The sequence below is a fragment of the Streptomyces sp. NPDC127068 genome (genome assembly GCF_042724695.1).
Classification (GTDB): Bacteria; Actinomycetota; Actinomycetes; order Streptomycetales; family Streptomycetaceae; genus Streptomyces.
Map to the genome: position 1 here is coordinate 1 of NZ_JBHXEN010000064.1, position 24,063 is coordinate 24,063.

Genomic DNA, 24,063 nt, shown 5'->3' on the forward strand with positions numbered 1-24,063 from the left:
CGCCTGACCAGCGAGAGCACCATCTCCTGGCGCGACCCGACATCACCGGATCAAGCTCGCATAACAGGATGAAAGAACGGGAGGAAACGACCTCTTAGAGTCGGCCCCGCCCACGCGGGGGTAGCTCCCGCTGTGCCTCGCGGACGTAGCCCTCCTGCTCGTCGGCCCCGCCAGCGCGGGGGTAGCTCGTGGGGCATCGGGTCCTCCTGGTCTGGAGCGGTGTCGTCCCCGCCAGCGCAGGGGTAGCTCCACGACCGCGCCGGACAGCGGAGTGCCGTGCGGGTCGGCCCCGCCCACGCAGGGGTAGCTCGCCGTGGGCGTCGTCCCCGTCAGCGTGGTGGCATCTGCGGTTCATGGGCCAGGGCCCGTTTGGACAGGGAGTGTTGTTGTGTGTTCCGGTCGGTGTGGTGGGGACGGTGTCGTCTGGTGCGGGGCACACTGGTGGGCACGTGATGGAGGTGAAGGGAAATGAGCGTTGCCAGCTTCGCGCACCACCATGGGCCCTGGACCGTCGATGATGTCCTCGCCCTACCGGAAGACCGATCCGTGCGCTACGAACTACTGGGGGAGTCCCTCGTGATGTCTCCCGCGCCAGGCGTGCGCCACCAGAGGGCTAGTTACCGACTCCACGTCGCCCTCGACGCGGCAGCACAGGCCGCGGACGCCCCGGTCGAGGTACTCGAAGCGATCAATGTGATCTTGCCGTCCGGGCTGGTCGTCCCCGACATCGTCGTCGCCGACGCCGGCGCGACCGTTGAGGACACCGTCAGCATCGACGCCGAGGCCATCCAACTCATCATCGAACTGGTCTCGCCCGGGAACAGGACCATGGACCGCAAGATCAAGCCCTTGCTCTACGCCGAGGCCGGAATCCCGCACTACTGGAGACTCGAGTTCACCCCAGCCCCCCGCCTGATCGTCAGTGAACTAGAGACCGGCCGATACGTAGAGAAAACGATCGCGCTCCCCGGCACCGTCACCCGAATCGAGACCCCGTTCCCCATGAAGATCGACCCAGCCGGAATCACCCAGCAGTAACACCAGACCAAAACCCAGCAGCCACCAACCCACCACACCAACCCACCACAACAAGCTTCCGCAGGCCATGGAACGTGCCACCCCCACCCACACAGCGGGACGTCCTCCTCCGCTCGTGGCCTGGCAGATGACGCCCGGTGTCGCGTCCCCAACTACTCACGGTAAGCCCCGCGGGAGACAACCCCGTAAGTGCACGACCTGCCGCCATGCACGCCCACGCAGAGCAGCCCAACCCACACAGGCCGGGCCGTGAAGCATGTAAAGCAAAACACCATGATCACGTTACAAACCCACAGGTCACGAAGAGTCGTCCCCGCCAGCGCGGGGGTAGCTCTCACAAGGACGGCCGGGTGACCCCGGCCGGGATGTCGTCCCCGCCAGCGCGGGGGTAGCTCTCCACGCGGTCCGCAGTACAGATGGTGGCGGGTGTCGGCCCCGCCCACGCAGGGGTAGCTCCCCGACGTTCTCCAGCGCCTTGATCGCGGACGCGTCGTCCCTGCCCACGCAGGGGTAGCTCGGACAGTGCCGGGGCAGCCGGAGGTAGGTTTGGGTTGTCCTTGCCCACGCAGGGGTAGCTCGGAAACGTGGGCGCCCGCGGACGCTGACGGGCTGTCGTCCCCGCCCACGCGGGGGTAGCTCTCGAGGTCGCGCTGATCGAGGGCGGATCTGCGGGTACGCCCCGCCCACGCGGGGGTAGCTCGTTGGACCGGCCGGGGAGGGACGAACATGCGTAACGGCACACGAGGAAGGGCGTCAGTCGCTTCGGCCCTTCTCGATTCGTTGTCCGCCCCGCCAGCGCGGGGGTAGCTCGGTCGGCAGATCGGGTGAGTACGGCGCGAGCGTGTCCGCCCCGCCAGCGCGGGTAGCTCGGTGTGCAGCATCGGCGCGGTCTGCCGAACCGGGTCCGCCTCGCCAGCGCGAGGGTAGCTCCTCGTGCGTGACCACACCGTCGTCCCACATCATGTCGGCCCCGCCAGCGTGGGGGTAGCTCGTGCTCAGGCTGTCCGGCGGCCGAACGCTTCTCGTCGTCCCCGCCCACGCAGGTAGCTCGGGCAAAGCCGTGACGGTCACGGCCCCGCCGGGGTCGGCCCCGCCAGCGCGGGGACTGCTCGTGCCAGGCTGATGTGGTCGGCCCACGCTGGGAGGCGGCATCAGCGATTGCAGTCGTCGGTGCAGAAGTGTTCGCTGCGCCGTGTGCCGGCGATCGTCGCTTGCCATTCAGCCTCGTCGTGAGATGAGTCGGGCGAGTGCTTCCGTGGGCCAACAGAGCCAATCGAGGAGAGGGCTGGTGATCACGAACCAATGGACACTCACACGGCCATGCTCCTTCTCCAGGATCCTTGGCGCCTCGTCCCGGTGCACGTAACGAAGGTACCTACGGCGAATTGGTGTTCCGGCTATCAGCAACACCGGTGAAGCGACAAGAATGACCGCCGAGACCAGGGACCTCACAGCGGCGAGTTTGCCCCTCTCTTCATATCGCATGTGCTCAGTGTGCTGACCCTCACCGTCTCTGCCAGCCTGCCCTGCGGGTTTTGGTAACGACCTTGTAGGGGGCGGACCACCGTTGAGTGCCCTGCTGAGGCCATGAAATATGTGGCACTGGCGGCTCTTTCAATCCGAGGCCGCTCGGCCAACGCCGCAGGGCGTGAAACAACAGCTGGCTACTGGCCTGTGGCCTGCCGCAGCGTCACGAGCGGAGCAACGACCGAGCGGTACTCGACTCCGAGTCCATCCCGTTCGCCTCCTACAAAGACATCCTCTTCGCGGCCGCGCAGTCGGCCGTCGATGTCCCCGATGGTGGTGCCCGCGCCATGTCCGGTCGTCGTGCCCGGCCCGGTCGTCGACGACGTCGGCCAGGAGCAGGAGCTCGTCCTGGAGCACTTGGCCCACGAGCAGGTCCTCGACTGGCGGGTGTGGGAGATGGAGGACCACGGCGTGGTCTTGGACCACACCGGGTCGCGCTGCGAAGCCTGACCACATCGGCCCCAGCTGGAAAAGGCCCAGCACCCGCCAGCGCGGGGGTAGCTCATACGTGTCCGACGTGACCCGCGACCAGATCGCGTCGTCCCCGCCCACGCAGGGGTAGCTCCCAGCGCTGAACCCGCCGCGGTTCGGTCCCGTAGTCGTCCCCGCCCACGCGGGGGTAGCTCACGACCGGCGCGAACGCGTCGACCGTTCTGGACGTCGGCCCCGCCCACGCGGGGGTAGCTCGGATCTGGGCAAGGCACTGCTCTCTGGGATGACGTCCGCCCCGCCAGCGCGGGGGTAGCTCGAAGGTCCGCCTGTGCGCACACCCCGGCAGGTGGTCGGCCCGGCCAGCGCGGGGCAGCTAGCCGCGGCCGCGCAACTTGAGGAACCGGTCTCGGCCGCGCGGGTCCTCAGCCCTGCTGACTGTGCCCCGTCCACCCGTCGCCACCCCGGTCCCGGAGACCGCCGGCGACGACCAGGAACTGGTCCTCAAGGACCTGACCCGCAACCTGGCCGTCAGCAGCCACGCTGCCACCGTCGACCAGGTCGCCCACGACCACATCGCCTGGTAAGGCGAGCACATCGCGCAACGCTTGTTCACTCAGGCGTTCGTCGCGAGCGTGCAGCGCCTCGCGGGCCTGGGCACCTGGAGCTCTGCTACCGCCTGTGGGGCGGGCATGAACGGCAGCGAGTGTTCGGCGTCGACCTGGCCCGGGTGGCGCTGCGGGCCATGATGGCGGCGGCACGCACCAACGGCGGCAGAGCGTCGCCTTCCTCGGCAAGCCTGTCACGTACGCCTGGTTCGCCTGGTCCGCGACGACGGAGTCGCCACCACGAAGCCGATGGTCACCCGCCTCCCCGAAACCACCGCGCAGGGGGCGTACGCCGCCCAAGGCGAGACTGACATGGTCATCTGGCACACCGGGCTCTGCCCGGCACCCGTCCACCGCGCTGGCCCTCGGACGCGCAGAACCTTGGCCACATCGCCACCGAGCACTCGTGCCGTGGACGAGCCGTACCTGCGCAAACGTCAGGCCGGTTCAGGCGAGGTGTTCGCCGGTTGTCGAGGGGAGTCTTCCGACTCCCAGATGAAAGTGTCTCTGTCGGTGCCGGCTCCCATGAAGGGCCAAGTTCCTTTTATCTGGGTGACACGTTCGGTGGGGTGCGGGAGCGGTTCTCCGCGTAAGTACGCTCCCAGGCAGGCAACGGCGTCCGCACACAAGAAGATCCGGTCCACGCGCTGCTCTTCCCACGACCTCGTGTCATCAGGTGGAGAGAGAGGCAGGTAGAGCGTGGTGACCCGTACACGCTCTCGCAGTTCGGCATGCGGTACACGCTGCATCAGAACCTGAACGGTAAGGATCCGCTCTTGAAGCGAACGCTTCGCGGCGCTGTCCTGCTCTCCAGAACGGCGTGCCCCATGCCAGATGGCGAGCAGATGCTCCAGGGCTTCCTCGGTCGCGGCGGTGGCACGGGCCTGAGCTTCAGACTCTCGCCGGTCTGCTGCCTGGCGTCGATGGTTGATGGTCGTGGACCAGATCGACAGTCCACCTCCGATTCCGGTACCGACCAAGCCGGAGACTGCCGCAACCCATACCGCTGCATCCATGAAGGTGATTGTGTCCGCAGGATGCTTTGGGCGGTAGATCCCTTGGCAGTGGAAGCACATCCCGCGCCCTCGCATGCGGGCCCGTTCCTCAGTGAGCCCCCAGCCCACGCGGGGGTATCTCAGCCATGGGCATGATCGACCACTGTGACTCCATGTCGTCCCTGCCCAACACACGCAGGGGTAGCTCGCACTCCGCCACCCCGCGAGGGGGTGTGCGTTGGTCGGCCCCGCCCCCCGCCAGCGCAGGGGTAGCTCGCATCATGCCGCTGCGAGGTCGTCCCGAGTGGACCCGAGATGTGCCGCGACGAGCTACCGCCTCCCGCGCCACCGCGGCATCGACTGTCGTCCCCGCCCACGCACGGGTAGCTCGTTCGTCCCTGTCGTCGTCCACCACCGCCCCCGGTCGTCCCCGCCCACGCAGGGGTAGCTCGCTGAGGTGACCCGCGCCGACGACGGATGGCAGGTCGTCCCCGCCCACGCGGGGGTAGCTCGCCCCGACGCGGACCCGTCCGTCGGCCCCGTGATGGGCTCGAGGAAGCCGATAGTGCAGCCGTGGCGGGGTGGACGTGGTCGCACATGCAGGTGCATCGCTTGTGGTCGACTTCCCAGGGCCCCGCCTGCGGCATCGGCGGTGGCGGTGTCCTGCTCTTCGTCGTCGTTGACCTGGGTGCCTGCCCGCCGGAGCAGGGGCTCCCAGATGGGAGTCGTTGGTGTAGGCGTGGGTGGCGGCGTGAGGTGGATCACGCATCGAGATCAAGTCAACTGGGCGCACTCACAGGGCGAATCAGATGAGCACGACTGTAGATTCTGTTCTGACTATTACCTGATTGCTTCCTGGGGGAAACTTGCGTCGTTCGCGCATGAAAATTCTGGCCTCGGTTTGCGCCGTGACTACCGTGTTCGCTGTTCTCGGTATTGCCCCCGTGGCGAGTGCTGCCGCGCCGACCCAAGAGTGCAGCCTTCTCTACAATGCTCGTATCACCTTCTGGGCTATGACGTGCAGTCAGCCGGGCGAGCCGATGATCGGGGGGTTCGCTGCATGGCGAAACGTTCCGATTGCTTTCGATCAGGTCGACACGGGGTCAGCAACTGTCAAGGCAGCTAACTATGTGCGCCTCATGCCTAACACGGCGACTAGTTCGTTCTCTCCAAATATTGAGATCGGCCTTTATGCAGAGAAGACCGGGAAGACCACGCACACGTACGGGCCGCGGTGGATGGAGCAGGCGGCTGGTGGCGGTCGCCTGAAGGCCATCACGGCCGGAGTTAACCCGAACAAGCCGGATGGTCGTAACCATACCTATATGACGCTCCGTCAGGATACGGGAGATCAGTGGGACATTCTTTACGACTTCAACAAAGTTGGTTCCACTGCAAATCAATTGAAGGTGATCGGTGGCAACACCAATCGCATCGACGTCGGCCTTGAGGTTACTGGGCAGACATTCATAGATGTTCCTTCGATCGGGAACCGACTGCAATTCATGACGGGGAACAAGGTGTGGCAGAAGGTGGTGACTGCCAATGTGGCTAGATCCGTCACTCTGCCTGGATGTAGCACAACCCAGAAGCCGCCAAACTGCTTCACTGTCAGGCTCACTGATAGCAGCGAGTTCACCCAATGGAGCGTGAGTAAACCGCGCCGGCAGGCTGCTGCCGTGGCTTCGCCAGGGATGACAACAACTCCGTCCCTGCACGGACCATCAATTCACGGAGCTACTCTTCCCTCCACATTCAATGGCGTGGATCAGCACGCTTTACAGGCTTGCATGGAGACTGATCCCGATAGTTGCCTGACCACCGTACCTGGCTTGTCGGAGTGTGTGGTCACCGTACGGATTTGCAACGCCGCTGCATTGCCTTCCGGCGGTAGTTCCGAGGGCGACTCAGCCCGTGCAGATATATCGTCCGCCGACATACGAACTCGAGCCGCCACCGCCTTCGACGTACCCGGGAACACTCTGTCTGTCGAATCGCCTACTTCACCCGCCCGGGCGGGCGCGCGACACTCAGAAGGCACGAAGAGTACTGACGGAACCTGGACAGTTTCCTCCACTAGCCCTACCCCTGGACTGCAACACACCGGCCGCCTCTTCGACGGATTGGTCGCCCGCTACTGTGCATACACAGGTGCCCTGCTAGAAGCATGTTGGGGCGAACCCTGCAACACTCCGTGACAAGTCACGTGCCACAGTTTCCCGTCCTCTCATCGCACTTACTCGGAGACCATTGGTGAGCGTACACACTGCACTCAAACGCCTCGTGCGTGGCGCCGCTGCCACAGCAGCTCTGGCGTTGCTTACCCCGACCACCACCGCCGCCAACTTCACCTCAACCATGAGAAATTCGACTCCCGAGGCCGGGGCGTTCGTAGATGCTGCATCCCTGCCCGCCAATGAGCTGCGAGGCTTCAACCACCCCATCTCGTACGCCGACTACGCTCGACAGCAAGGCGCGAAGCCCGTAGCGCGGCAGACAATGAGTAATCCCGTTCCCGCCAATGATCAGAATCTCTTGCGGCAGCAGTGCGCTACACACGCGGAGCGGGCAAAGACCGCGCGGGGGTGGATCAAATCTCGATTCGAGAGTTGCCAAAAGCGTCCGTTTGATCTGGTCTTACGTGATAAGCGGGGCACTACCACGATCGGCCGCCTCTGGTTCGATCAATGGGTTCTCGGCTTCACCCATGATGGAGATCGCCGCGTCGACTACATCGCCAGTATCGAGAACATAGTCGTCCAACCCGAACCGCACGAGGACGCCACCAAGTGGCGCATCGGGCAGCACTTCCGTGAGAGCACCAACGCTTCGGAAAGCGACGCGGATGCCACGGTAACTGCACCACAGGCCACGGAACGCGATGAACTTCTCGGAGTGTGGGACGGTGCGCCTAAATGGACCCTTACCTACACCTCACCACACAAGGGGCCTCTGTACCGCCAGGGAAATTACCAACGCGTCTTTTCGACCATTTCGATGGACCTAAGCGTCAGTTCCCCCAACTCCTCCCCTTATGAAGGCGGTAGCGCCACTTACACCTCCAGTGTTCGCTATGACTACGCTGGTCATGTGGCGGGTAAACATAGAGGAACGGTCTTCACGGAAGCCCGAGTGGAGCTCGTCCTGAACCAGAATGATCCGCTAGTAGACGAAAGCGCACTTCATATTTACGATGCCCTGAATCGTCCCGAACGCACCTTCCCATCCTGGCCGGGAAAGACGATCCCAGGTCTCACGACGCCGCTTCATCGGATGATTGATGAGGTCAAGAAGAAAGACAACCGTGAAAAATCCATCAAAGAATGCAAGAAAGTCTGGGGGAATTACGAAGGGAGCCGCCTGGAGTGTGATGAGTATCCTTTTGCTACCACCCACGAAGGCTCCACGAGCGGAGGCGAACGATTTTCCGTCCGCCTGATTAGCGGCATGGATAATCGCAAGAGCGGAAATGCTCTTAATTTGACGTACACCAACAATAGAGTGCTAGATAAAGACCCATTTTATGTGAAGATAATCAATGAATAGAGAGGTCTCATTCCCGTGACACTGCTCGCCGAACACGCGCTGAAGGCCACTCCCGGCCGCGGTGTTCTACAGGTGTACGACGTTGAAGCCTACGAAGGCGATGAAGCGGCCCTGGATGCTGCGGAGGTACAGGTTGTCGCCGGCAACGGCTACCACTTGTACCTTCTCAGCCTGCAACCAGACATGGCCGTCCAAGTTGTCATCCGTGTCTGGGACACACCACCTTCGCCACCCGCTGACGCCGAAGGCCACGTCAACATCAGTCTCGAATCAGCGACGGGCATCCTCGTCATCGGTCAACTTGACTCCGGGCCAGCAGGCGACATCAGCCTGCCCCGACCAGGTGTCTACGACGGCCACGCTTGGTGGCAGAACCGAGAAGCGGCAGCCGAGTACTATGCCTCCACACTCCAAAACGTCACGGACGACACTCCCGACGGCTACCTTGTTCAAGCGTGGGAGGAGTGCCCGGTCGTTGAACGCTACGTCCTCGACCTTGCCTACATCCGGGAACCGGAACCCGTCAACGACCCCATCCAGTAGGGATGAGGGACGGCAGAGCCTCCCGCTGGTGGTCCTCTGTAGGCGCCATGTCGCGTAAGGCGATGACCACATCTTCCCGCATATCCACCGGGTGAGGTCGCAGCTGCTCGTAGTAACTACCAGCCCGTCCTATTAATCCGAAACGCTTTGATTTAGGGCTCGTTGATGGTGTGACTACCCTGGTAGGGATGTGCGGGTCTGGGCGCCGGACGCGTAGGCGGCTGTGCGGTTGCTGGCGGTGTCGGCGCTAATGGAGAGGCAAGGTTGAGTTGTGGGCCGCCTGTTCAAAGCGTCGGTGAAGACCGTGAACAACAGTATGTAAAACAAAGCGTCGTGAAAGACGAAGAGCTACCCCCCCGCCAGCGCGGGGGTAGCTCGGCGTTGCGGGGGTTCGGCCTGGGTCCCCTGTTGTCGGCCCCGCCCACGCAGGGGTAGCTCCATGGTTTCTCCCTTGTGTCCGTGTACTGGTGGGTCGTCCCCGCCCACGCAGGGGTAGCTCGTACGCGCTCCTGCTCCGCATGGTCACCCGCCTGTCGTCCCCGCCCACGCAGGGGTAGCTCGCGGGTAGGGAGGTTGAGGGGATCGGTCGTATGGTCGTCCCCGCCAGCGCGGGTAGTTCGGGGAGCCAGTCGCAGTGCGCACGCTCCCACTTGGTGGGTGTATAGGGTGTGCCCCGCTGCGGACATGGAGTGCCGGATGCGTGCGTCGAAGGGCTGCCCATCTCGGATGGTCTGGCTTCAGCGGACGCAGATCACGTGCGCACCCCCACGGCGATCGTGTTAGACCCGCCGAGTGTGGACAGCGCTCGCAGGATGATCGCGAGGCGCCGCTCACCCAGGTGTTCCAGCGGCCACAGGGGCACTTGCCGTGGGAACGCGATCGCCACGACGAAGTCGAGGAACGCCCGCTCGCTCGTGTCGAGGACGAGGGCCTTGCGGTACTGGTCCTCGAACCGGGTCCACTCGCAGTACACCCGCATCCCCGTGTCGACCAGGAGCAGGGCACGAACATCCGCTCGGGCCAGGACGGCGTCCTCCTGGACGAGCGCGGTGACCGCGGCCCGCATCGAGTGGTCCACCTCCGCGGCCCACTCCACCAGCCGGTCGGTCAGCAACTCGGGCGGAGTCGTCTCCGGCTCGGGCTCGAAAACGACGACGGCCGCCGGTTCCTCGCTCATGCCGCCGCCCCTCGCTGGAGGACGTCCGACAGCCGCAGCGCGACAACCGCACGCACGCGGCCGAGGTCGACGAGAGCGGGGGCTCCCTGGGCTACCGCGAGGGACGGCAGCACGAGTCCCGCCCCGTCGAGGGCCTGCCGCAGGAACTCGACGCCGGGAAACGGGACGACGGTGACATCGAGGGCTGGTCTGGTAGCCATAGGCGGACGGTAGAAGCGCAGGGTTTCTCGCCGCATCCCCAGTTTCACGAAGTCTCTTGACTCATCGGCAGAGTTGCGCAAGGTTTCCCATGCGTGTCAATCCCTGTGCGTGTCAAGAGCGTTGACCTCGGAAAGGCTGGGAGCCACATCGCTCATCACACCGGAGGACCTATGCGACGACTGCGCTTCAACGGCACCGGCTCCGGCGGGGGCGGTTGCCCGGGCGTACACGAAGACCTCGACAGTGGGGAGGTCGTCGTCCACGGGGCACAGGTCACGGACCCCGCCGACCTCAAGCAGCTCCAGCATTTCGATGACGGTGAGGTCGCCGTGATCGTCCCCCGCAACACTCTGGTCGACTTCGGCCCCCGCGACGAGACGCCCCAGATCATCAACGCCGATGACGAGTTCGATCGGCTGTTCACGGCGTTCAACCACACAGCGTGGCGCCTGGAGACGCGGCGCCGCTACGCCAGCGACGAAGCCTGCGCAACGTGGCAGCAGCACATCGCCGGGGAACCCATCGACTGGGACTACGACGACGCATGGTGCCGCAATGTTCGGCAGCAGACAGAGGCTGGCAAGCGGATCGAACGCGTGCGGCTCGTAGACACCCCCGCCACCTCGGGGCAGCGGTACCTGCACAGCAACGCTGTCAGGAACAACAGCGTCGGCGAGGACATCCGCAACCTGACCCGAACCAACGCCCAGCACCTACACCTGCCCAACGAGGACTTCTGGCTGTTCGACTCGCGGCTCGTCGCCCGCCTCGTGTTCGATGCAGACGACAACCTGACTGGCGCCGAGCTGATCACGGAGCCGGCCGCGGTCAACCGCTACTGCCAAGTGCGCGATGCGGCCTGGCACCATGCTGTCCCATCCAGCAAGTTCAAGCTCGACTAGCGACGAGGCCCGGTGAGCACCGACTACCAGCAAGCACGCGCAGCCCTGGGACACAGGCTCCGGGAGCTCAGACTGACTTGCCCTGATGGTCGGCTCACCGGGCAACAACTCGCCACCCGCCTCGGTGGTACCTGGACCAAGTCCAAGGTCAGCAAACTAGAGAACGGCAAGCAGACTGCCGATGCTGGCGACCTCCGGGCGTGGGCGAGCGCAACCGGGCAGCCCGAGGCGTACGACGGGCTGCTCGCGCAACTGCGGGGCTTCGAGTCGCACATCAGGTCGTGGCGCCGGCAACTGTCCTCAGGTCACCGCCCGGTGCAGGAGGCGATCACCGCCGAGCACGACCAGACGCGGGTGCTGACCATCTGGGAGAGCACCCTCGTCCCCGGAATGCTTCAGACCGCCGACTACGCCCGCCACGTGCTCACTCGGCACGCCACCCTGATGCAGTCGCCACAGGACACCGAGGACGCGGTGCGCGCCCGTATCCGCCGGCAGGAGGGCTTGTACGAGCCGGGGAGACGGTACCGGATCTTGATGTGGGAGGGAGCGATGCGCGCCCTGGTGTGCCCTCCCACGGTCCTTGCGGCACAGCTCGACCGGCTGGCCGCGGTCATTGGCCTGGACACGCTGGAGCTGGGTGTCGTCCCCTTTGCGGCCTCTTTGAAGATCTACCCGGGGGGCGGCTTCTGGGTCTACGACGAGCGGCGAGTCGTGGTGGAGGACTGGCACGCCGAGCTGTGGCTCGACGACGCTGCCAGCGTCGCCCTGTACCTCCGCACCTGGAACACCCTGGAGGCGTCCGCGGTGTACGGAGCCGACGCGCAGAACGTGATCCACGGGGCGCGGCAGGCGCTGACCTGACCGGCTAGCTGACCCGGGCTGCGCCCTGGCCTTCCCTCGGAGGGCCAGGGCTGCGGGCAGCACCCGGGGAGAGCGAGCCGCGATGCGGCACACCCGCTACAACGGCGACGGTCGTCTGGCGAAGCCGAGACCGCGGGCCGTCCGAACGGTACCCCGCGACGCGCTACCGCCTCCTCACGAGTGCGGCATCAACTCAGCGCTCGCCAAACCTGGACGGAAGCCCGATGCTGCGGTACCAACGACTTCAACCCACACAAGCCCGGCCGTGAAGCATGTAAAGGCAAACACCATGATCACGCCACAAACCCGCAGGTCACCAAGTGTCGGCCCCGCCAGCGCGGGGGTAGCTCCCGTCCGGTGCTCGCCCACGCCCTGACCGCCACGTCGGCCCCGCCAGCGCGGGGGTAGCTCCTATGCAACGGTGCGTCCAGCGGCTACCTGTGCGTCGGCCCCGCCAGCGCGGGGGTAGCTCGAGACCCGCCGCCGGGGCCCGCACTGGTTCACGGTCGGCCCCGCCAGCGCGGGGGTAGCTCCTTCAGGGGAGACCCCGCACGATGTTCCAGCCCGTCGGCCCCGCCAGCGCGGGGGTAGCTCCACCGACTGATCGCCCGCACCATCACCGTGACCGTCGGCCCCGTCAGCGCGGGGGTTGCTCGGTGGGGGAGCGGCGGCCGATCTGTTGTTGTGGTCGTTGCCTTGGCCGAGGCAGGGGAGTTCGCTGATCTGTGGTGGCAGAGGTGGAGCGACGGCAGGTGTGACGACCGGCTGCTGCTCGGCGTTGTGAATGTCGAACGGTCCCCGCGCGGTGGGTGCTCCAGGGGACGCGGTGGGCCGGGGTCGGTAGGCGTACGAGGTCGACGAGAGGAGTGGCGCTCGTTGGGCAGGCCGCGTCGAGGCTTGAGCCCGTCGAAGCCGTAGCCGCACGCGTGCTGACGGACCCACGGATCTGGTCGTCATTGCCCGCAGCCCGTCCGATCGCCACGTCTGCTTCCACCGTCAACGATGCCTACCAGGTGCCGTTCGTTCTGGAGAACCTGATCCGTGAGTCAGTACTCCACTGGGCGCCCACGACAGCTGTGTGGCGAAGCGCCGACCGCAGGCCGCCCGAACAATGCGCCGCGACGAGCTACCGCCCCTCGCGCTGCCGCAGCCGACTCAGCGTCCAGCCACACCCGGGCAGACGCCCAACACATCGGCGCCAACGCCACACCGAGCAGGAACAGTAGAGTGGGATGGAACCCCGACCCGCACAGAACCGGCCGTGAAGCATGTTAAGCAAAACACCATGATCACGCCACAAACCCACAGGTCACGAAGCGTCGTCCCCGCCCACGCAGGGGTAGCTCGTCGAGGAACAACTCCGGCGGCTGGAGGCCGAGGTCGTCCCCGCCCACGCAGGGGTAGCTCCTCGACGACGGCGAGTCCGAGCGCGGCCTGCGCGTCGTCCCCGCCCACGCAGGGGTAGCTCGTCCCACAACCCTCTGAGTCACCCTCTGAGTCAGTCGTCCCCGCCCACGCAGGGGTAGCTCTCATCTGCCGGGGGTCTGCCGGGTCGTCCCCGCCCACGCAGGGGTAGCTCGGAGTCCTTCTCCATCTGGCGGAACGGCACGCCGTCGTCCCCGCCCACGCAGGGGTAGCTCCAGCCCCGAGGGCATCAAGGCCCGCCTAGCGGCGTCGTCCCCGCCCACGCAGGGGAGTTCGTTGGTCTGCTGCGGCAAAGGGGGGCGGCGGCGTCAGGTGTGTGACGAGCGGGTGCCGCTCGACGTGGGTCGAGGACGTCAGCGCCGAGTGAAAGCAGTCCGCGCCGACAGGGCCGCCGCGGTACAGGCCCGTGCCGAAGCTGTGGCCGCGCTACCAGCCCGCCAATGCCCCAGCCGGTCACCCCGATGGCAATGCCCGCGCCGCGCCCGGTCAAAGCGCCTGACCCATCGGCGCCAACACAGCACCGAGTAGGAACAGTAGAGTGCGATAGACCCTCAACCCACACAGGCCCAGCCCTGAAGCATGTAAAGCAAAACACCATGATCACGCCACAAACCCACAGGTCACCAAGTGTCCGCCCCGCCAGCGCGGGGGTAGCTCGTCGTCAGCGGGGGCACTTGTAGTGCCCCAAACGTCCGCCCCGCCAGCGCGGGGGTAGCTCCCACCAGACCCGCAGACACGCCATGCAGACTCGGTCCGCCCCGCCAGCGCGGGGGTAGCTCCTCGATGCTGTTGGCGTCGACCAGCGATTGCTCGTCCGCCCCGCCCATGCGGGGGTAGCTCCGCCTACCTCCGCGACGCCGCCGCCGACGCCCGGTCCGCCCCGCCCACGCGGGGGTAGCTCGATCGGACGCACCTCCGGGAACATGCTGACCCGGCCCGCACCGGTCGGCCAGGTGCTTGTCGTCCCTGCCCACGCAGGGGTAGCTCGAGGCCCTGCGCCGCGCCCGCCGCGAACCGCTCGTCGTCCCCGCCCACGCAGGGGAGTTCGTTGGTCTGCTGCGGCAAAGGGGGGCGGCGGCGTCAGGTGTGTGACGAGGGGGTGCCGCTCGACGTGGGTCAAGGACGTCAGCGCCGAGCGAAAGAGGCGGCACAGTCCGGGTGCTGCCACAGCGCTCGGCGCCACCGCCCCCACAACGCTGAGACCGGATGACGCGGCAGGACGGCGATCATGCGGCGACGCGAAGCTCCTTGTGGGTGACGGAGACGCCCTCCAGCCAGGCCGGCGGGACGGTTCCGTAGGGACGGATGCAGGGGTCAGTGTTCGGTGAGGTCCCGGACGTCCCAGCCCGCGTCGATCATTACCTTCGCGTATCGCTGGCTGCGGTCTCGGTGGGCGGCGAGCACCAGCAGGTGAGTGGGGCGTGTCGCCCCGACAAAGACGAGCTGCACAGCGGCCCGGATGCTCTTCAGCTCCCGCTGGGGGTCGCTCCCCTCCGCGACCATGCGTAGCGCCTCGGTCACGTCGAACTTCTTACCGGTCTTCTCAAGGCACTCCAGGATCAGCGTCGCCGCGTGGGTCTCGCCCTTCGCGCTCTGGATGGTCCCGGGTACGGAGCGCACCGCCGGCACTGCGGCGGAGTCCCTGGGGACGCCGCCCACTGCTGCGGCAACCTCGGCTGCGGGGGTGAACTCCAGGCCGACGGTCTTCAGCGGCCGGTCGGCGAGCAGCTCCATCTGAACGTTGAGCTGCTCGGCGATCATGCCCCAAGTTGCCTCGCTGAACGTGGATCCATGGGTGAGGAGTTCGCGCAGCAGGATCCGTACCTTGCCGCCGGAAGTCACCGCAGACCTCTCAAGGCGGCCCAGCGCCGGTAACGCTTCGCCGGTCAGGGGCGCAAAGGACGCGCGCAGGGCATTCCACAACTCGGTGGCCGCTTCGTGGCTGTTTGCGCCGGACCTCCACTGGGTCCCTGCCGCGCGGGCCGTGTCGATCAGGATGCGGTGTGCCATCGGGCGGCCCGGCGGGGTGTAGCCGGGCACGTAGCAGGAGATCGACTGTGGGTAAGCCTGGGAGCCTCCCCGGTCCTGCCGCGCGCCCAACACACGCGGGGGACGCCTGAGAAGGATGTCCTCGGGGACGATCGCGGCGGCCATGCGTTCGAAGGTCGGCACAACGTGGGTCGCCGTGGCCTCGTCGAACAGCAATACCGCCACCTGGCCGTCGGGACCGGCTCCGTGGACTTGCTGGGGACGACGGACGGCCAGGCGACTGGCCACTGCCGCGATCTGCGGTCCGAAGCGGCGACTGACTGGCAGCTCCGCGGCACCGGGCAGTGGGAACGAGGCAGGTCCGCTCACGGCGTCGGCGTCACTGTAGATGCCCTGATTGGTGTCGCCTACTCGCTGTACCACGGCGGGCGAGGAGGCGAAGATGAGGTCTAGCAGTTCGTGCTGGGTGACGCTAGTGTCCTGCATCTCGTCGAGGAGAACGAACGGGAAGCGCGCGGAGACGGCCGGGACGATGCCTGGGTGCTCGGCGAGGTACTGATGGGCGATGGCGTACATATCCTGGTAGCGGAAGACGCCTCGACGGGCCAGACTCCACTTGAGGTTGGACAGTTGCTTGCCGCTGGCCGTCTCGGCGCGAAAGGGGGGTTCCCTGGTCGCTCCGGTGACCACGAGCTCGCCGCCCTTGTAGGTGAACGTCGCTCCGCTAACGATGCCGGTGCCGTCGTGCTGGCGTTCCACGTAGCTGCGCAGCGTGGAGTAGTTGGGGTGCTGCAGGAGCCGGATTGCTGCGGTCTCGAAGGCCGCGTCGTCGATGGACCGGACCTCGACGCCCTTGGCCCGCACGGCCGGCAGCGCGAGGAAGGTGTGCACGAAGGACTGGATGGTGCCGATGAAGTGCGGGTAGCGCAGCAGGCTCCGCCCGGCGGCGAGGGAGGCCACCCGGTCAGCAATCTCATTCTTGGCCGTGTTGGTGTGGGACAGCACGCACACCCCGCACGTCACGGAGGTCCATGCGTCGGCCATGAGCGCGAGCTTGAGCCCGATCAATGTGGTCTTGCCCGACCCCGGGGCGGCCTGTAGGTCCTGTGTGGTCTCGCTCTGCAAGAAATCCCACTGCTCGGCGTCAAGCGGGTCAAGCCCGAGGAGCTTCACCATGGCCTCCACCTTGTGTGTGGCGAAGGCATCGGACAGGTAGGCGCCGGTCACAGGGCCGCCTCGCCGCACAGGTGCTTGAAGGCGTCGACCAGATAGGGCGGGACGTCGCCCTTTGTTACCGAGGTGGAAGCGAGGAGCTGCGCGGCGAACTGCGCGGTGATCGACTTGCTCGCGCTGTTGAGCTTGAGCGGTCTGTAGATAGCCAGAGCAGCCTGCTCGAGGGGGACCTTCTGACGCAGCCAGCGGTCGACGACCTTGTCGGCCCGTGCGATGACCTGATCGGTCTTGGCGGCGTCCGGCCAGGACCGTTCTGCGACGGATGCGAGCTTGACCGCGCGGTGCATCAGTCTGGCCATGGTCCAGGACGTGACGGCGAGGTCGTACTCCAGCGTCCACCAGTTCGACACAAATGTCTTCACCGGCCCGCCGTCGTCGCTGGCGAGGCCCGCAATGTGCGCGGCGATCTCCTGCTCCGTCATCTCGTCCCAGCACTTCAAGCTGCCGCGCATTTTCTCCGAGGTCCTGGCGGGGACGAGGTCGCGGTCGCGGATACAGGCAACGGGAACGGGTATCTGCTCGCCGGAGCGCTGGAAGACGCGGCTGTACCGGAACAGGCCGACGTGGCCGACGTTGACCACGCTGACGCCGTGCTTGTTGAAGGGCATGCCCAGGGCGGCGGCGAGAGCGGGCAGGAAGATCGCCTCGGCGTCGCCCTCGACCATCGCCAGGCCGCGGGCGAAGAACATGTTGGCCTTGGTGACGTCCAGAAACCGGGTCAGGAACGCGTAGTCCTCGCCGGTCAGGCGCGTGATTCCGCGCCGCAGCGGAAAGGTGCGGGCCCCGACGACTAGGGTCAGGCACTCGACCGGCGTCGACGAGGCGAGGTTGGGGCTGTGGGTGGTGAGGATGACCTGGACCGGGGCCCTGCCAGCTTCCTGCGGACCCTGGGCCTTGTCGCGGAGCAGGTCCATGATCCGGGTCTGGAGCTGAGGGTGGAGGTGCGCCTCGGGCTCCTCGATCAGCAAAAGGGGTGCCAGTTCGCTCTTGCCCAGCAGGAGGAGCTTCGCTGCCATGAACAAGGCATTGTTGTAGCCGAGCCCGCGGCGTGTCCACTCGTCGGACTCAGCGAAGAGGTTCAGTTCGAGCCGTTCCAGCGCACGGGCCAGCGTCGCGTCGGTTGCGACGCTGATCTTGGCGCGCAGGACGTCGTCGCCGATGGCGAACCGCTGCAGGTAAGCCGAGTTGATGTCCTGGCTCACATCAGAGACGGCATCGTTGCATCGGATGTCGTGCTCGGCGCGGCGCAGGATCCCCACCAGAGTGGACGGAGGGTCGTCACCCTCGGGGTCGTAGTCATCGATGCCCTGGTCCTTCATCGCCGGGTAGCCAGCGAGGATCTGGGACAGCCGTGATCCGCGGCCCGAGCGCAGTTCCGCCTCCGCGTCGCGAAGGGGGCGCAGGTAGGTGGCACGCAGGAGTTCGCGTGCGGCGCCGTCGAGGGCGGGGCCGTTGCCGTCCGGTCCGGTCCGGGTGGTGACCGAGATGCGGTTCCGGACCGGGTCCATCCGCTGGGCCTTGAACGTCACACAAAGCCAGGCGGCGCCGCCGCGGTCGTGGGTAAGCAATTCCAGGAAGACCGCCTGCTCCTCGGTCGACAGGGCGGTGAACCCGCACACAATGGTGAAGGTCTCCGCCCGCCCGTCCTTTCCGAGGTGGAAGTCGTCCTGGGAGACCCGGTAGTAGTCCGTCGCTGCGGTCTGCAGGCACAACCGGATCGCATCGATGATCGCCGTCTTCCCGCTGTCGTTCTCGCCGACTAGCACGTTCGTCCCGGCCGTGAACGACAGGTCCAGCGACGCGTCCGTCTCGCCCTCGCTCTGGGCCGCAGCTCCGAAGACCCGGAAGTTCTCGACCCGAAGATGCGCCAAGTACACAGATTCCCCCGCCGACGGGGCCGCGGCGCCCTCTTCTCCGGGAAGGAGTCCCCCGGGCTGGGCGGCCCGTGATCGATACTTGCGAGATCCTATGCTCTCCGAGGTCGCCGCACCGGGAATCCAGCAGATTGCGGGAGACAAGGGTCTCGGGCGCCTCGCAGGCCCGAACGGCCGTGCTCCTGCGGGCCACCGTGATGGCCTTGGCTGACCCGGCCGACCAGCGCGAGAATGAGGGCCCCACTCCCCGCAAGACCTCGCCCTGATCGCCGACATCGAGTCTAAGGGGGCATCTCAATTGGTCACCACGCCACCCGCGAGGGTGCGGCGCAGGCGCGAGAACTTGACCGTGATGTGAGACTTTCAGTATGGACATGGGGAGTGAGTCGCGGTGGGAGAAGGACGCGATGACGGTGGAGATCGTCTTCGCCCTGGTGACTGCTGCCGTGCTGGCGGGGTTGATTTTTACCCTTGCCTGGTCTTTCGCCCTGACCCTTGACCTCTCTGGATCGGCAGAGAGGCACGTCTTGGTGGGCGGCGCGCTGCTCGGAGCGGTAGCCGGAGTGTGGCGTCTTGTGCGGGTGCTGCTTCGGTTCGACAAACAGCGCCGCTTGGGCCGCTGACCACGGAATTTTCCATTAGGGCCGGTAGCCTCTCAGCGTGGGGATCGTTGAGCGGCTGGTGCCGGGTGAGCTGTGGGAGCTGTTCCAGCGGGTGGTTCCGGAGGCGCCATCACGACCGCAGGGAGGCGGCCGGCGCCGTCACGGCGACCGTGAGGTGCTGGCTGCGATCGTGTTCGTGGCGACTTCGGGCTGCACATGGCAGCAGTTGCCGGCGGCGTCCTTCGGATCGTCTGGCGCGACGGCCCACCGCAGGTTCACTGAGTGGACGAAGGCCAGAGTCTGGGCCAAGCTGCACCGCTTGGTCCTCGACGAACTCGGTGCACGTGGCGACCTGGACTGGTCGCGGTGTGCGATCGACTCGGTGAACATGCGTGCCCTGACAAGGGGGACCTGACAGGTCCGAATCCTGTTGACCGGGGCAAGTTCGGCTCGAAGATCCATCTGATCCCCGAACGGACCGGTCTGCCCCTGTCCGTCGGCATTTCGGGGGCCAACGTCCACGACAGCCAGGCGCTGATCCCGTGAGTGAAGGGCATACCCCCGATTCGGTCCCGCCGGGGACCCCGTCGGCGCAGGCCTAACAAGCTCCACGCCGACAATGGTTATGACTACCGTCATCTGCGGCAATGGCTGTCACGACGCGGCATCCAGCACCGCATCGCTCGCAAAGGCGTTGAGACCTCACAGCGACTCGGGCTGCACCGTTGGACCATCGAACGCACGATGGCCTGGCTCGCCGGCTGCCGCCGACTCCACCGCCGCTATGAGCGCAAGGCCGAGCACTTCCTCGCCTTCGCGAGCCTCGCGTGCACCCTCATCTGCTATCGCAGACTCGCCAAATGAGATGACTCGTTAACGCCAAGCCCTACCCGGACGCCTACCAACTGGCGGCAACGCGATTGGGGATCCCATCCCACCGCTGCGTCGTCGTCGAGGACGCCCCAGCGGGGATCGCCGCGGGCAAAGCGGCCGGCTGCACCGTCATCGCAATCACCAGCACCCACAAGGCCACACAACTGCCCGGAGCGGACGCCTACGTGTTCTCCCTCGCAGAACTCAGGGACCACCTCGCGCCTCTGATCACGGGCGGCCTATCCGCCGGGGACACATTCACCCCATCGGCTTGAAGACAGCGCGACGACCACGGCACGCAGTCCCAACGTCGTCCCCGCCCACACAGGGGTAGCTCCGGGGCCACGCCGTGCTCAGGGCCGCGCCGTCGGTCGGCCCCGCCAGCGCGGGGGTTGCTCGGTGGGGGAGCGGCGGCCGATCTGTTGTTGTGGTCGTTGCCTTGGCCGAGGCAGGGGAGTTCGCTGGTCTGTGGTGGCAGAGGTGGAGCGACGGTAGGTGTGACGACCGGCTGCTGCTCGGCGTTGTGGACGTCGGACGGTCCCCGCGCGGTGGGTGCTCCAGGGGACGCGGTGGGCCGGGGTCGGTAGGACGCCCAACACATCGGCGCCAACGCCACACCGAGCAGGGACAGTAGAGTGGGATGGAACCCCGGCCCACACAGAACCGGCCGTGAAGCATGTAAAGCAAAACACCATGATCACGTTACAAAACCGCAGGTCACGAAGTGTCGTCCCCGCCCACGCAGGGGTAGCTCGTTCCGGATGGTGCGCCAATGGCCGCCTCCGCTGTCGTCCCCGCCCACGCAGGGGTAGCTCGTTGATCTGTGCCGCGGCTGACATCGTCTCCCCGTCGTCCCCGCCCACGCAGGGGTAGCTCCCGGTGCAGCCGGTAGGCCAGCTCCGGCGCCCCGTCGTCCCCGCCCACGCAGGGGTAGCTCCCTGCCCTCCCGGGAATCCACCAAGGAGGAAAGGTCGTCCCCGCCCACGCAGGGGTAGCTCGAGCGAGCGTGGACATGAGATCCCCCTAGATCGGTCGTCCCCGCCCACGCAGGGGTAGCTCACACCGCACCGGCGCCCTGGGCAGTCTCCACAGGTCGTCCCCGCCCACGCAGGGGTAGCTCCCGGACCGGGTCGCGGACCCCACGAAAGCCCGCGTCGTCCCCGCCCACGCGGGAGTAGTTCCGGCCCGGCGGCGCCTGCTCCGGCTCGGCCGGGGCCTCGGGCGCGGCGGCGGGTAGGGATGACGGCGGCGGCCATACCGCTGCCGGAGGACGGGGAGGAGTGGTCGTGACGGTGGCGTGGGAGGGGTGCGGGTGCAGGGAGGGTGGCCTCCTGCACATGGCGTGGGAGGCGGAGTGGGCGGCGGCGGCCCGCGGCCACGACACGGCCGGGGAGGCGACGGCGGTCGGCCTCCGGCTGGAGCAGCACCTGGCGGTCGTGCACCCGGGGCTGGTGCCGGGTGCGGTGGCGGGGTGCGAGGAGTGCGCGCGGTGGGTGGAGGACGCGGCGGACGGGTGGGAGGTGTGGCGGGCGGCGGAGCCGACGTCCCGTCTGACGTGGGCCCCGTACCCGGGGCTGGGCCCGTTCCTGGCGGCGTGTCACCGGGCCGGGCACAGGTTCCGCGCGGCGGGTGGCCCTGGCCCCGGCTCCATCTGACCCGCACCCGCCTGGCCAGCCACCGCGAGACCCGTCCGTCCCGCCCACGCGGGGGTAGCTCGGCACCGACCGGGGTGCGGGTGGGCACGGTGAAGTCGTCCCCGCCCACACAGGGGTAGCTCGGTTCCGCGCCACAGCCGGATGTCGTCCCAGCCGTCGTCCCCGCCCACGCAGGGGTTGCTCGTTCCTCGGGCAGGTGCGTCCGGTCAGGCTCCTCGCCAAGTTCGACTACGACCTTCTTGGGTCGATCGACCAGTCGGCCCCGCCAGCGCGGGGGTAGCTCTCCAGCCACCAGGAGCAGCCCGTGGCCTCGCCCGTCGTCCCGCCCACGCAGGGGTAAGTTCCGATGGCTTGTCGGATCTGCTGCGCGAGACGCTCGCTGTCCAGCGCATGGTCAACGTCCTGCGGATCAGCGACGCGGCTGGTGCCTACACCTCGGAGGCGAAACGGGGGTACCTCATCCGCCGGGTCGCACTCGACGAGCGGCACGTTGCGGTCGTCGACCGCACCTGCTGTGAACCTTGCCGAAGCGGCGGCCCATTGCCAGTCAGACGGCGGTCAAGCTGCAGAAGCATGATGCTCTCCACGGCAGCACCTCCAGTTCCATGCCTGCGACCGATCCGGCCTGGACGATCTTCCGGGCGGATGGGTAAGTCCGTCCGGAGCTCGTCGCGGGGTCTGCGCGGTGCGGTAGCCAACAGTGCCGGATGAGGGGGGAGACGGTTCCCAGTCGTCTCCCCCCTCATTCATGTCGGGGATAGCGGTGCTCCGTTCCCTTGGCCCAGCGTTCAGGATGAGGAGGCAATTCCATCAGAGCTTGTGGCCGGCGGAAGGGCGGCTGTCAGCCGGTCACGGAAGTCGCGGACCGCAGGGAGCGTCTTGTGAGATCCCATGCGACGTGCCAGGCCGTTCAGGGTGCCCACCGAACGATGAGAGCTGATCGTTTCGGTGAGGTCCAGTGCCTGCCCGGCGGTTGAGCACGCGCCGTCGATTTCGCCTTGGCTCCATTGGGCGTCTGCCCGGCGGGCGAGGAAGAGCGCCTGTGTGCGGACACGGTCGGCCGGGAAGAGCGCGGCCCCTTCGGTGAAGGCCCGTTCGGCTCGGTCGGGGTGGCCCAGATCGAGATGGGTGGAGGCCAGGGCCCCCAAATGTTCGGCTTGGTCGAACCAGTACACCCACTCGGGGTCTGCCTCCTGCCCTGTGGCGTCCACCAGGTCGGCCGAGCGGTCGAGATCGGTGTAGGCGAGTGGGTCGTGCTGCTTCGCGCGGGCGCGGGCGCGGCGGGAGAGCAGCATGGCTTCGACGCGGGGGGTGGTGCGGCCTCGGGCTGCGGCGAGTGCGGCGGTTGTCATGGTTTCCGCGTCGGCGGCTCTGTCGACGCTGCTGGCGGCGATGGACCAGAACGCGAGGACGTGGGAGCCGAGGACTGGGTCGGAGGCGGCGTGCGTGGCTTGTAGGGCGGCTTGGAAGGTGGCGTCGTCGCAGGTGCCGTGGATGTCGAACGCGGCCCAGGCGTGCATTCGTGTGAGGTCGGCTGCCGCGGCGTGGAGGCGGGCGCCGTGTGCGTTGGTGTACGTGCGGTCCTTGAGGAGTTGGATGGTCATCCGGAGGCTGAGGGCCGTCTCTGTGAGAACTTGGCCGCCGCCGTCCTCGTCGTCGGCCCGGCGCAGGCGGCGGACTCGGTCTTCGATGTGGCCGACCGCAGCCGCGCCGAGCCGCTTGCCGTGGGCGAGTTGACCGGCGGCGGCCGGATCGGCGGTGAGCCATGTCCAGAGCGACGTGGTGAGGGCGCCCCCGGTCAATTGGACGAAGTGCCGGCGGTGCAGTTGTTCCATGGTGTCCCTCCAGGGCACGTCTTCCAGAGCCCGGATGGCGCCCGACGCGTCCCAAGGGTGGTCAGGGGGCTGCTGGAGCGGGTCTAGGGCGAGCCAGTGCGGCCATGGGAACCGGGGCACGGCCTCACCGGCGATGCCCAGCAGTTCGGCGATCAGGCGCTGGGTGGGTCCGTCCGGGGTACGGCCCGCGATCCAGCGGTAGACGCGGTCCTTCCCGGTGCCCAGGGGCATGCCGCGTTGCTCGGATAACGCACGGAGCCTGCGGGCGCATTCGGGTGGATTCCAGCCCCGGGCGTCGAGGGCCCGAGCTAGCGGGTGCATCGGTCGTACGCCTCCGGACAGAAAGAAAAATGGGGACGCGAAGTGCCGAACAGAACGACGGTAGCCGCCGGGTGGCCGTAGGGGAACCACCGGCCGGGGTGCTCTGTGGGTGCTCCACAGCGCATCCCGGAGCACCCGCCCCGGACCTGTCCCACACAGGCCCGGTGCCCGAGGGTGAGTGCACTGCCCGCCCCGCACCGACCCGGTCCGACGCCGGGAGTCTCCGGTGCGCAGCGGATGAGTTCGAGGAGGTACTCGATGAAGAAGGAGAACGAGGGTCAGGGGTACGAGCCGCCTGTGGTGGAGGAGGTCGGCACCGTGACCGAGGCCACCCTCGGCGCCAACAAGAAGGACGGCCAGGACGACACCGAGTACTGGCACTGACCGTACCGGTGGCGGTGGCCGCTGGGCGGTGACCGGTTCTGA

The 24,063-nt window shown here is 66.9% G+C and carries 17 protein-coding genes, 2 pseudogenes and 3 CRISPR repeat arrays; of the genes and pseudogenes, 13 read left to right on the forward strand and 6 right to left on the reverse strand.

Going from position 1 to position 24,063, the window contains the following annotated elements; genetic code table 11:
• The first annotated feature begins 468 nt into the window (after positions 1–468).
• The 3 genes from ACFWIA_RS30445 to ACFWIA_RS30455 all read left to right on the forward strand — a co-directional run bounded on the left by ACFWIA_RS30445 (position 469) and on the right by ACFWIA_RS30455 (position 3,581).
• On the forward strand, positions 469–1,038 hold the full coding sequence (locus tag ACFWIA_RS30445) for a Uma2 family endonuclease (protein WP_387010478.1): 570 nt from the start codon (positions 469–471) through the stop codon (positions 1,036–1,038).
• Between the two features lie 1,788 nt (positions 1,039–2,826).
• Positions 2,827–3,015 (forward strand): hypothetical protein, encoded by a 189-nt coding sequence (locus ACFWIA_RS30450; protein WP_387010479.1) that lies wholly within the window; start codon positions 2,827–2,829, stop codon positions 3,013–3,015.
• Positions 3,016–3,434: 419 nt separating this feature from the next.
• Positions 3,435–3,581 carry a hypothetical protein gene (locus ACFWIA_RS30455; RefSeq protein ID WP_387010480.1) on the forward strand — a complete coding sequence of 49 codons (147 nt, stop codon included), beginning with the start codon at positions 3,435–3,437 and terminating at the stop codon, positions 3,579–3,581.
• A gap of 458 nt (positions 3,582–4,039) precedes the next feature.
• On the opposite strand, the gene ACFWIA_RS30460 is transcribed toward ACFWIA_RS30455, so the two are convergent.
• The gene (locus tag ACFWIA_RS30460) at positions 4,040–4,618 is read right to left on the reverse strand and encodes a hypothetical protein (protein ID WP_387010481.1); all 579 of its coding nucleotides are present in this window, start codon (positions 4,616–4,618) and stop codon (positions 4,040–4,042) included.
• Positions 4,619–5,478: 860 nt separating this feature from the next.
• Here ACFWIA_RS30460 and ACFWIA_RS30465 point away from each other — a divergent pair.
• The 3 genes from ACFWIA_RS30465 to ACFWIA_RS30475 are packed head-to-tail and all read left to right on the forward strand — an operon-like array spanning position 5,479 to position 8,686.
• On the forward strand, positions 5,479–6,795 hold the full coding sequence (locus ACFWIA_RS30465; RefSeq protein ID WP_387010482.1) for a hypothetical protein: 1,317 nt from the start codon (positions 5,479–5,481) through the stop codon (positions 6,793–6,795).
• Positions 6,796–6,850: 55 nt separating this feature from the next.
• Entirely contained in the window at positions 6,851–8,143 is a 1,293-nt protein-coding gene (locus ACFWIA_RS30470) for a NucA/NucB deoxyribonuclease domain-containing protein (RefSeq protein ID WP_387010483.1), read from the forward strand.
• A gap of 15 nt (positions 8,144–8,158) precedes the next feature.
• The gene (locus ACFWIA_RS30475) at positions 8,159–8,686 is read left to right on the forward strand and encodes a hypothetical protein (protein WP_387010484.1); all 528 of its coding nucleotides are present in this window, start codon (positions 8,159–8,161) and stop codon (positions 8,684–8,686) included.
• A gap of 751 nt (positions 8,687–9,437) precedes the next feature.
• On the opposite strand, the gene ACFWIA_RS30480 is transcribed toward ACFWIA_RS30475, so the two are convergent.
• Both ACFWIA_RS30480 and ACFWIA_RS30485 read right to left on the reverse strand, forming a co-directional pair.
• Positions 9,438–9,863, reverse strand: coding sequence for a hypothetical protein (locus tag ACFWIA_RS30480; protein WP_387010485.1), 426 nt, complete (start codon positions 9,861–9,863; stop codon positions 9,438–9,440).
• Positions 9,860–10,063: a hypothetical protein gene (locus ACFWIA_RS30485; RefSeq protein WP_387010486.1), complete on the reverse strand. Its 204-nt coding sequence runs from the start codon at positions 10,061–10,063 to the stop codon at positions 9,860–9,862. Before ACFWIA_RS30485 ends, ACFWIA_RS30480 begins: the two co-directional genes overlap by 4 nt.
• 171 nt (positions 10,064–10,234) lie before the next feature.
• Between ACFWIA_RS30485 and ACFWIA_RS30490 the strand changes: the two genes are divergently transcribed.
• Positions 10,235–10,966, forward strand: a complete 732-nt coding sequence (locus ACFWIA_RS30490; RefSeq protein WP_387010487.1) for a DUF6879 family protein — start codon at positions 10,235–10,237, stop codon at positions 10,964–10,966.
• A gap of 12 nt (positions 10,967–10,978) precedes the next feature.
• Positions 10,979–11,830 (forward strand): helix-turn-helix domain-containing protein, encoded by an 852-nt coding sequence (locus tag ACFWIA_RS30495; RefSeq protein WP_387010488.1) that lies wholly within the window; start codon positions 10,979–10,981, stop codon positions 11,828–11,830.
• Between the two features lie 322 nt (positions 11,831–12,152).
• Positions 12,153–12,485: direct repeats of the CRISPR family, unit length 28 nt; unit sequence GTCGGCCCCGCCAGCGCGGGGGTAGCTC.
• Positions 12,486–13,148: 663 nt separating this feature from the next.
• Positions 13,149–13,531: direct repeats of the CRISPR family, unit length 28 nt; unit sequence GTCGTCCCCGCCCACGCAGGGGTAGCTC.
• 1,038 nt (positions 13,532–14,569) lie between these two features.
• On the opposite strand, the gene ACFWIA_RS30500 is transcribed toward ACFWIA_RS30495, so the two are convergent.
• The gene (locus ACFWIA_RS30500; protein WP_387010489.1) at positions 14,570–16,471 is read right to left on the reverse strand and encodes a UvrD-helicase domain-containing protein; all 1,902 of its coding nucleotides are present in this window, start codon (positions 16,469–16,471) and stop codon (positions 14,570–14,572) included.
• The gene (locus ACFWIA_RS30505) at positions 16,468–18,348 is read right to left on the reverse strand and encodes an ATP-dependent endonuclease (protein ID WP_387010490.1); all 1,881 of its coding nucleotides are present in this window, start codon (positions 18,346–18,348) and stop codon (positions 16,468–16,470) included. The genes ACFWIA_RS30500 and ACFWIA_RS30505 overlap by 4 nt, the downstream gene beginning before the upstream one ends.
• A 371-nt stretch (positions 18,349–18,719) precedes the next feature.
• On the opposite strand from ACFWIA_RS30505, the gene ACFWIA_RS30510 reads away from it, so the two are divergent.
• The 4 genes and pseudogenes from ACFWIA_RS30510 to ACFWIA_RS30525 all read left to right on the forward strand — a co-directional run bounded on the left by ACFWIA_RS30510 (position 18,720) and on the right by ACFWIA_RS30525 (position 21,481).
• Positions 18,720–18,974, forward strand: a complete 255-nt coding sequence (locus tag ACFWIA_RS30510) for a DUF6332 family protein (RefSeq protein ID WP_387010491.1) — start codon at positions 18,720–18,722, stop codon at positions 18,972–18,974.
• 37 nt (positions 18,975–19,011) lie between these two features.
• A pseudogene (locus tag ACFWIA_RS30515) lies at positions 19,012–19,817 on the forward strand (IS5 family transposase).
• A 20-nt stretch (positions 19,818–19,837) separates the two neighbouring features.
• A pseudogene (locus tag ACFWIA_RS30520) lies at positions 19,838–20,101 on the forward strand (HAD-IA family hydrolase); the annotation flags it as partial.
• A gap of 451 nt (positions 20,102–20,552) precedes the next feature.
• Positions 20,553–21,007: a CRISPR direct-repeat array (repeat unit 28 nt; unit sequence GTCGTCCCCGCCCACGCAGGGGTAGCTC).
• Between the two features lie 156 nt (positions 21,008–21,163).
• Positions 21,164–21,481 carry a hypothetical protein gene (locus tag ACFWIA_RS30525; RefSeq protein ID WP_387010492.1) on the forward strand — a complete coding sequence of 106 codons (318 nt, stop codon included), beginning with the start codon at positions 21,164–21,166 and terminating at the stop codon, positions 21,479–21,481.
• Positions 21,482–22,269: 788 nt separating this feature from the next.
• Here the strand turns inward: ACFWIA_RS30525 and ACFWIA_RS30530 are convergent.
• Positions 22,270–23,547: an XRE family transcriptional regulator gene (locus ACFWIA_RS30530; protein WP_387010493.1), complete on the reverse strand. Its 1,278-nt coding sequence runs from the start codon at positions 23,545–23,547 to the stop codon at positions 22,270–22,272.
• Positions 23,548–23,895: 348 nt separating this feature from the next.
• Here ACFWIA_RS30530 and ACFWIA_RS30535 point away from each other — a divergent pair, with 348 nt between their 5' ends.
• On the forward strand, positions 23,896–24,021 hold the full coding sequence (locus ACFWIA_RS30535) for a lasso RiPP family leader peptide-containing protein (protein WP_387010494.1): 126 nt from the start codon (positions 23,896–23,898) through the stop codon (positions 24,019–24,021).
• Positions 24,022–24,063 lie beyond the last annotated feature (42 nt).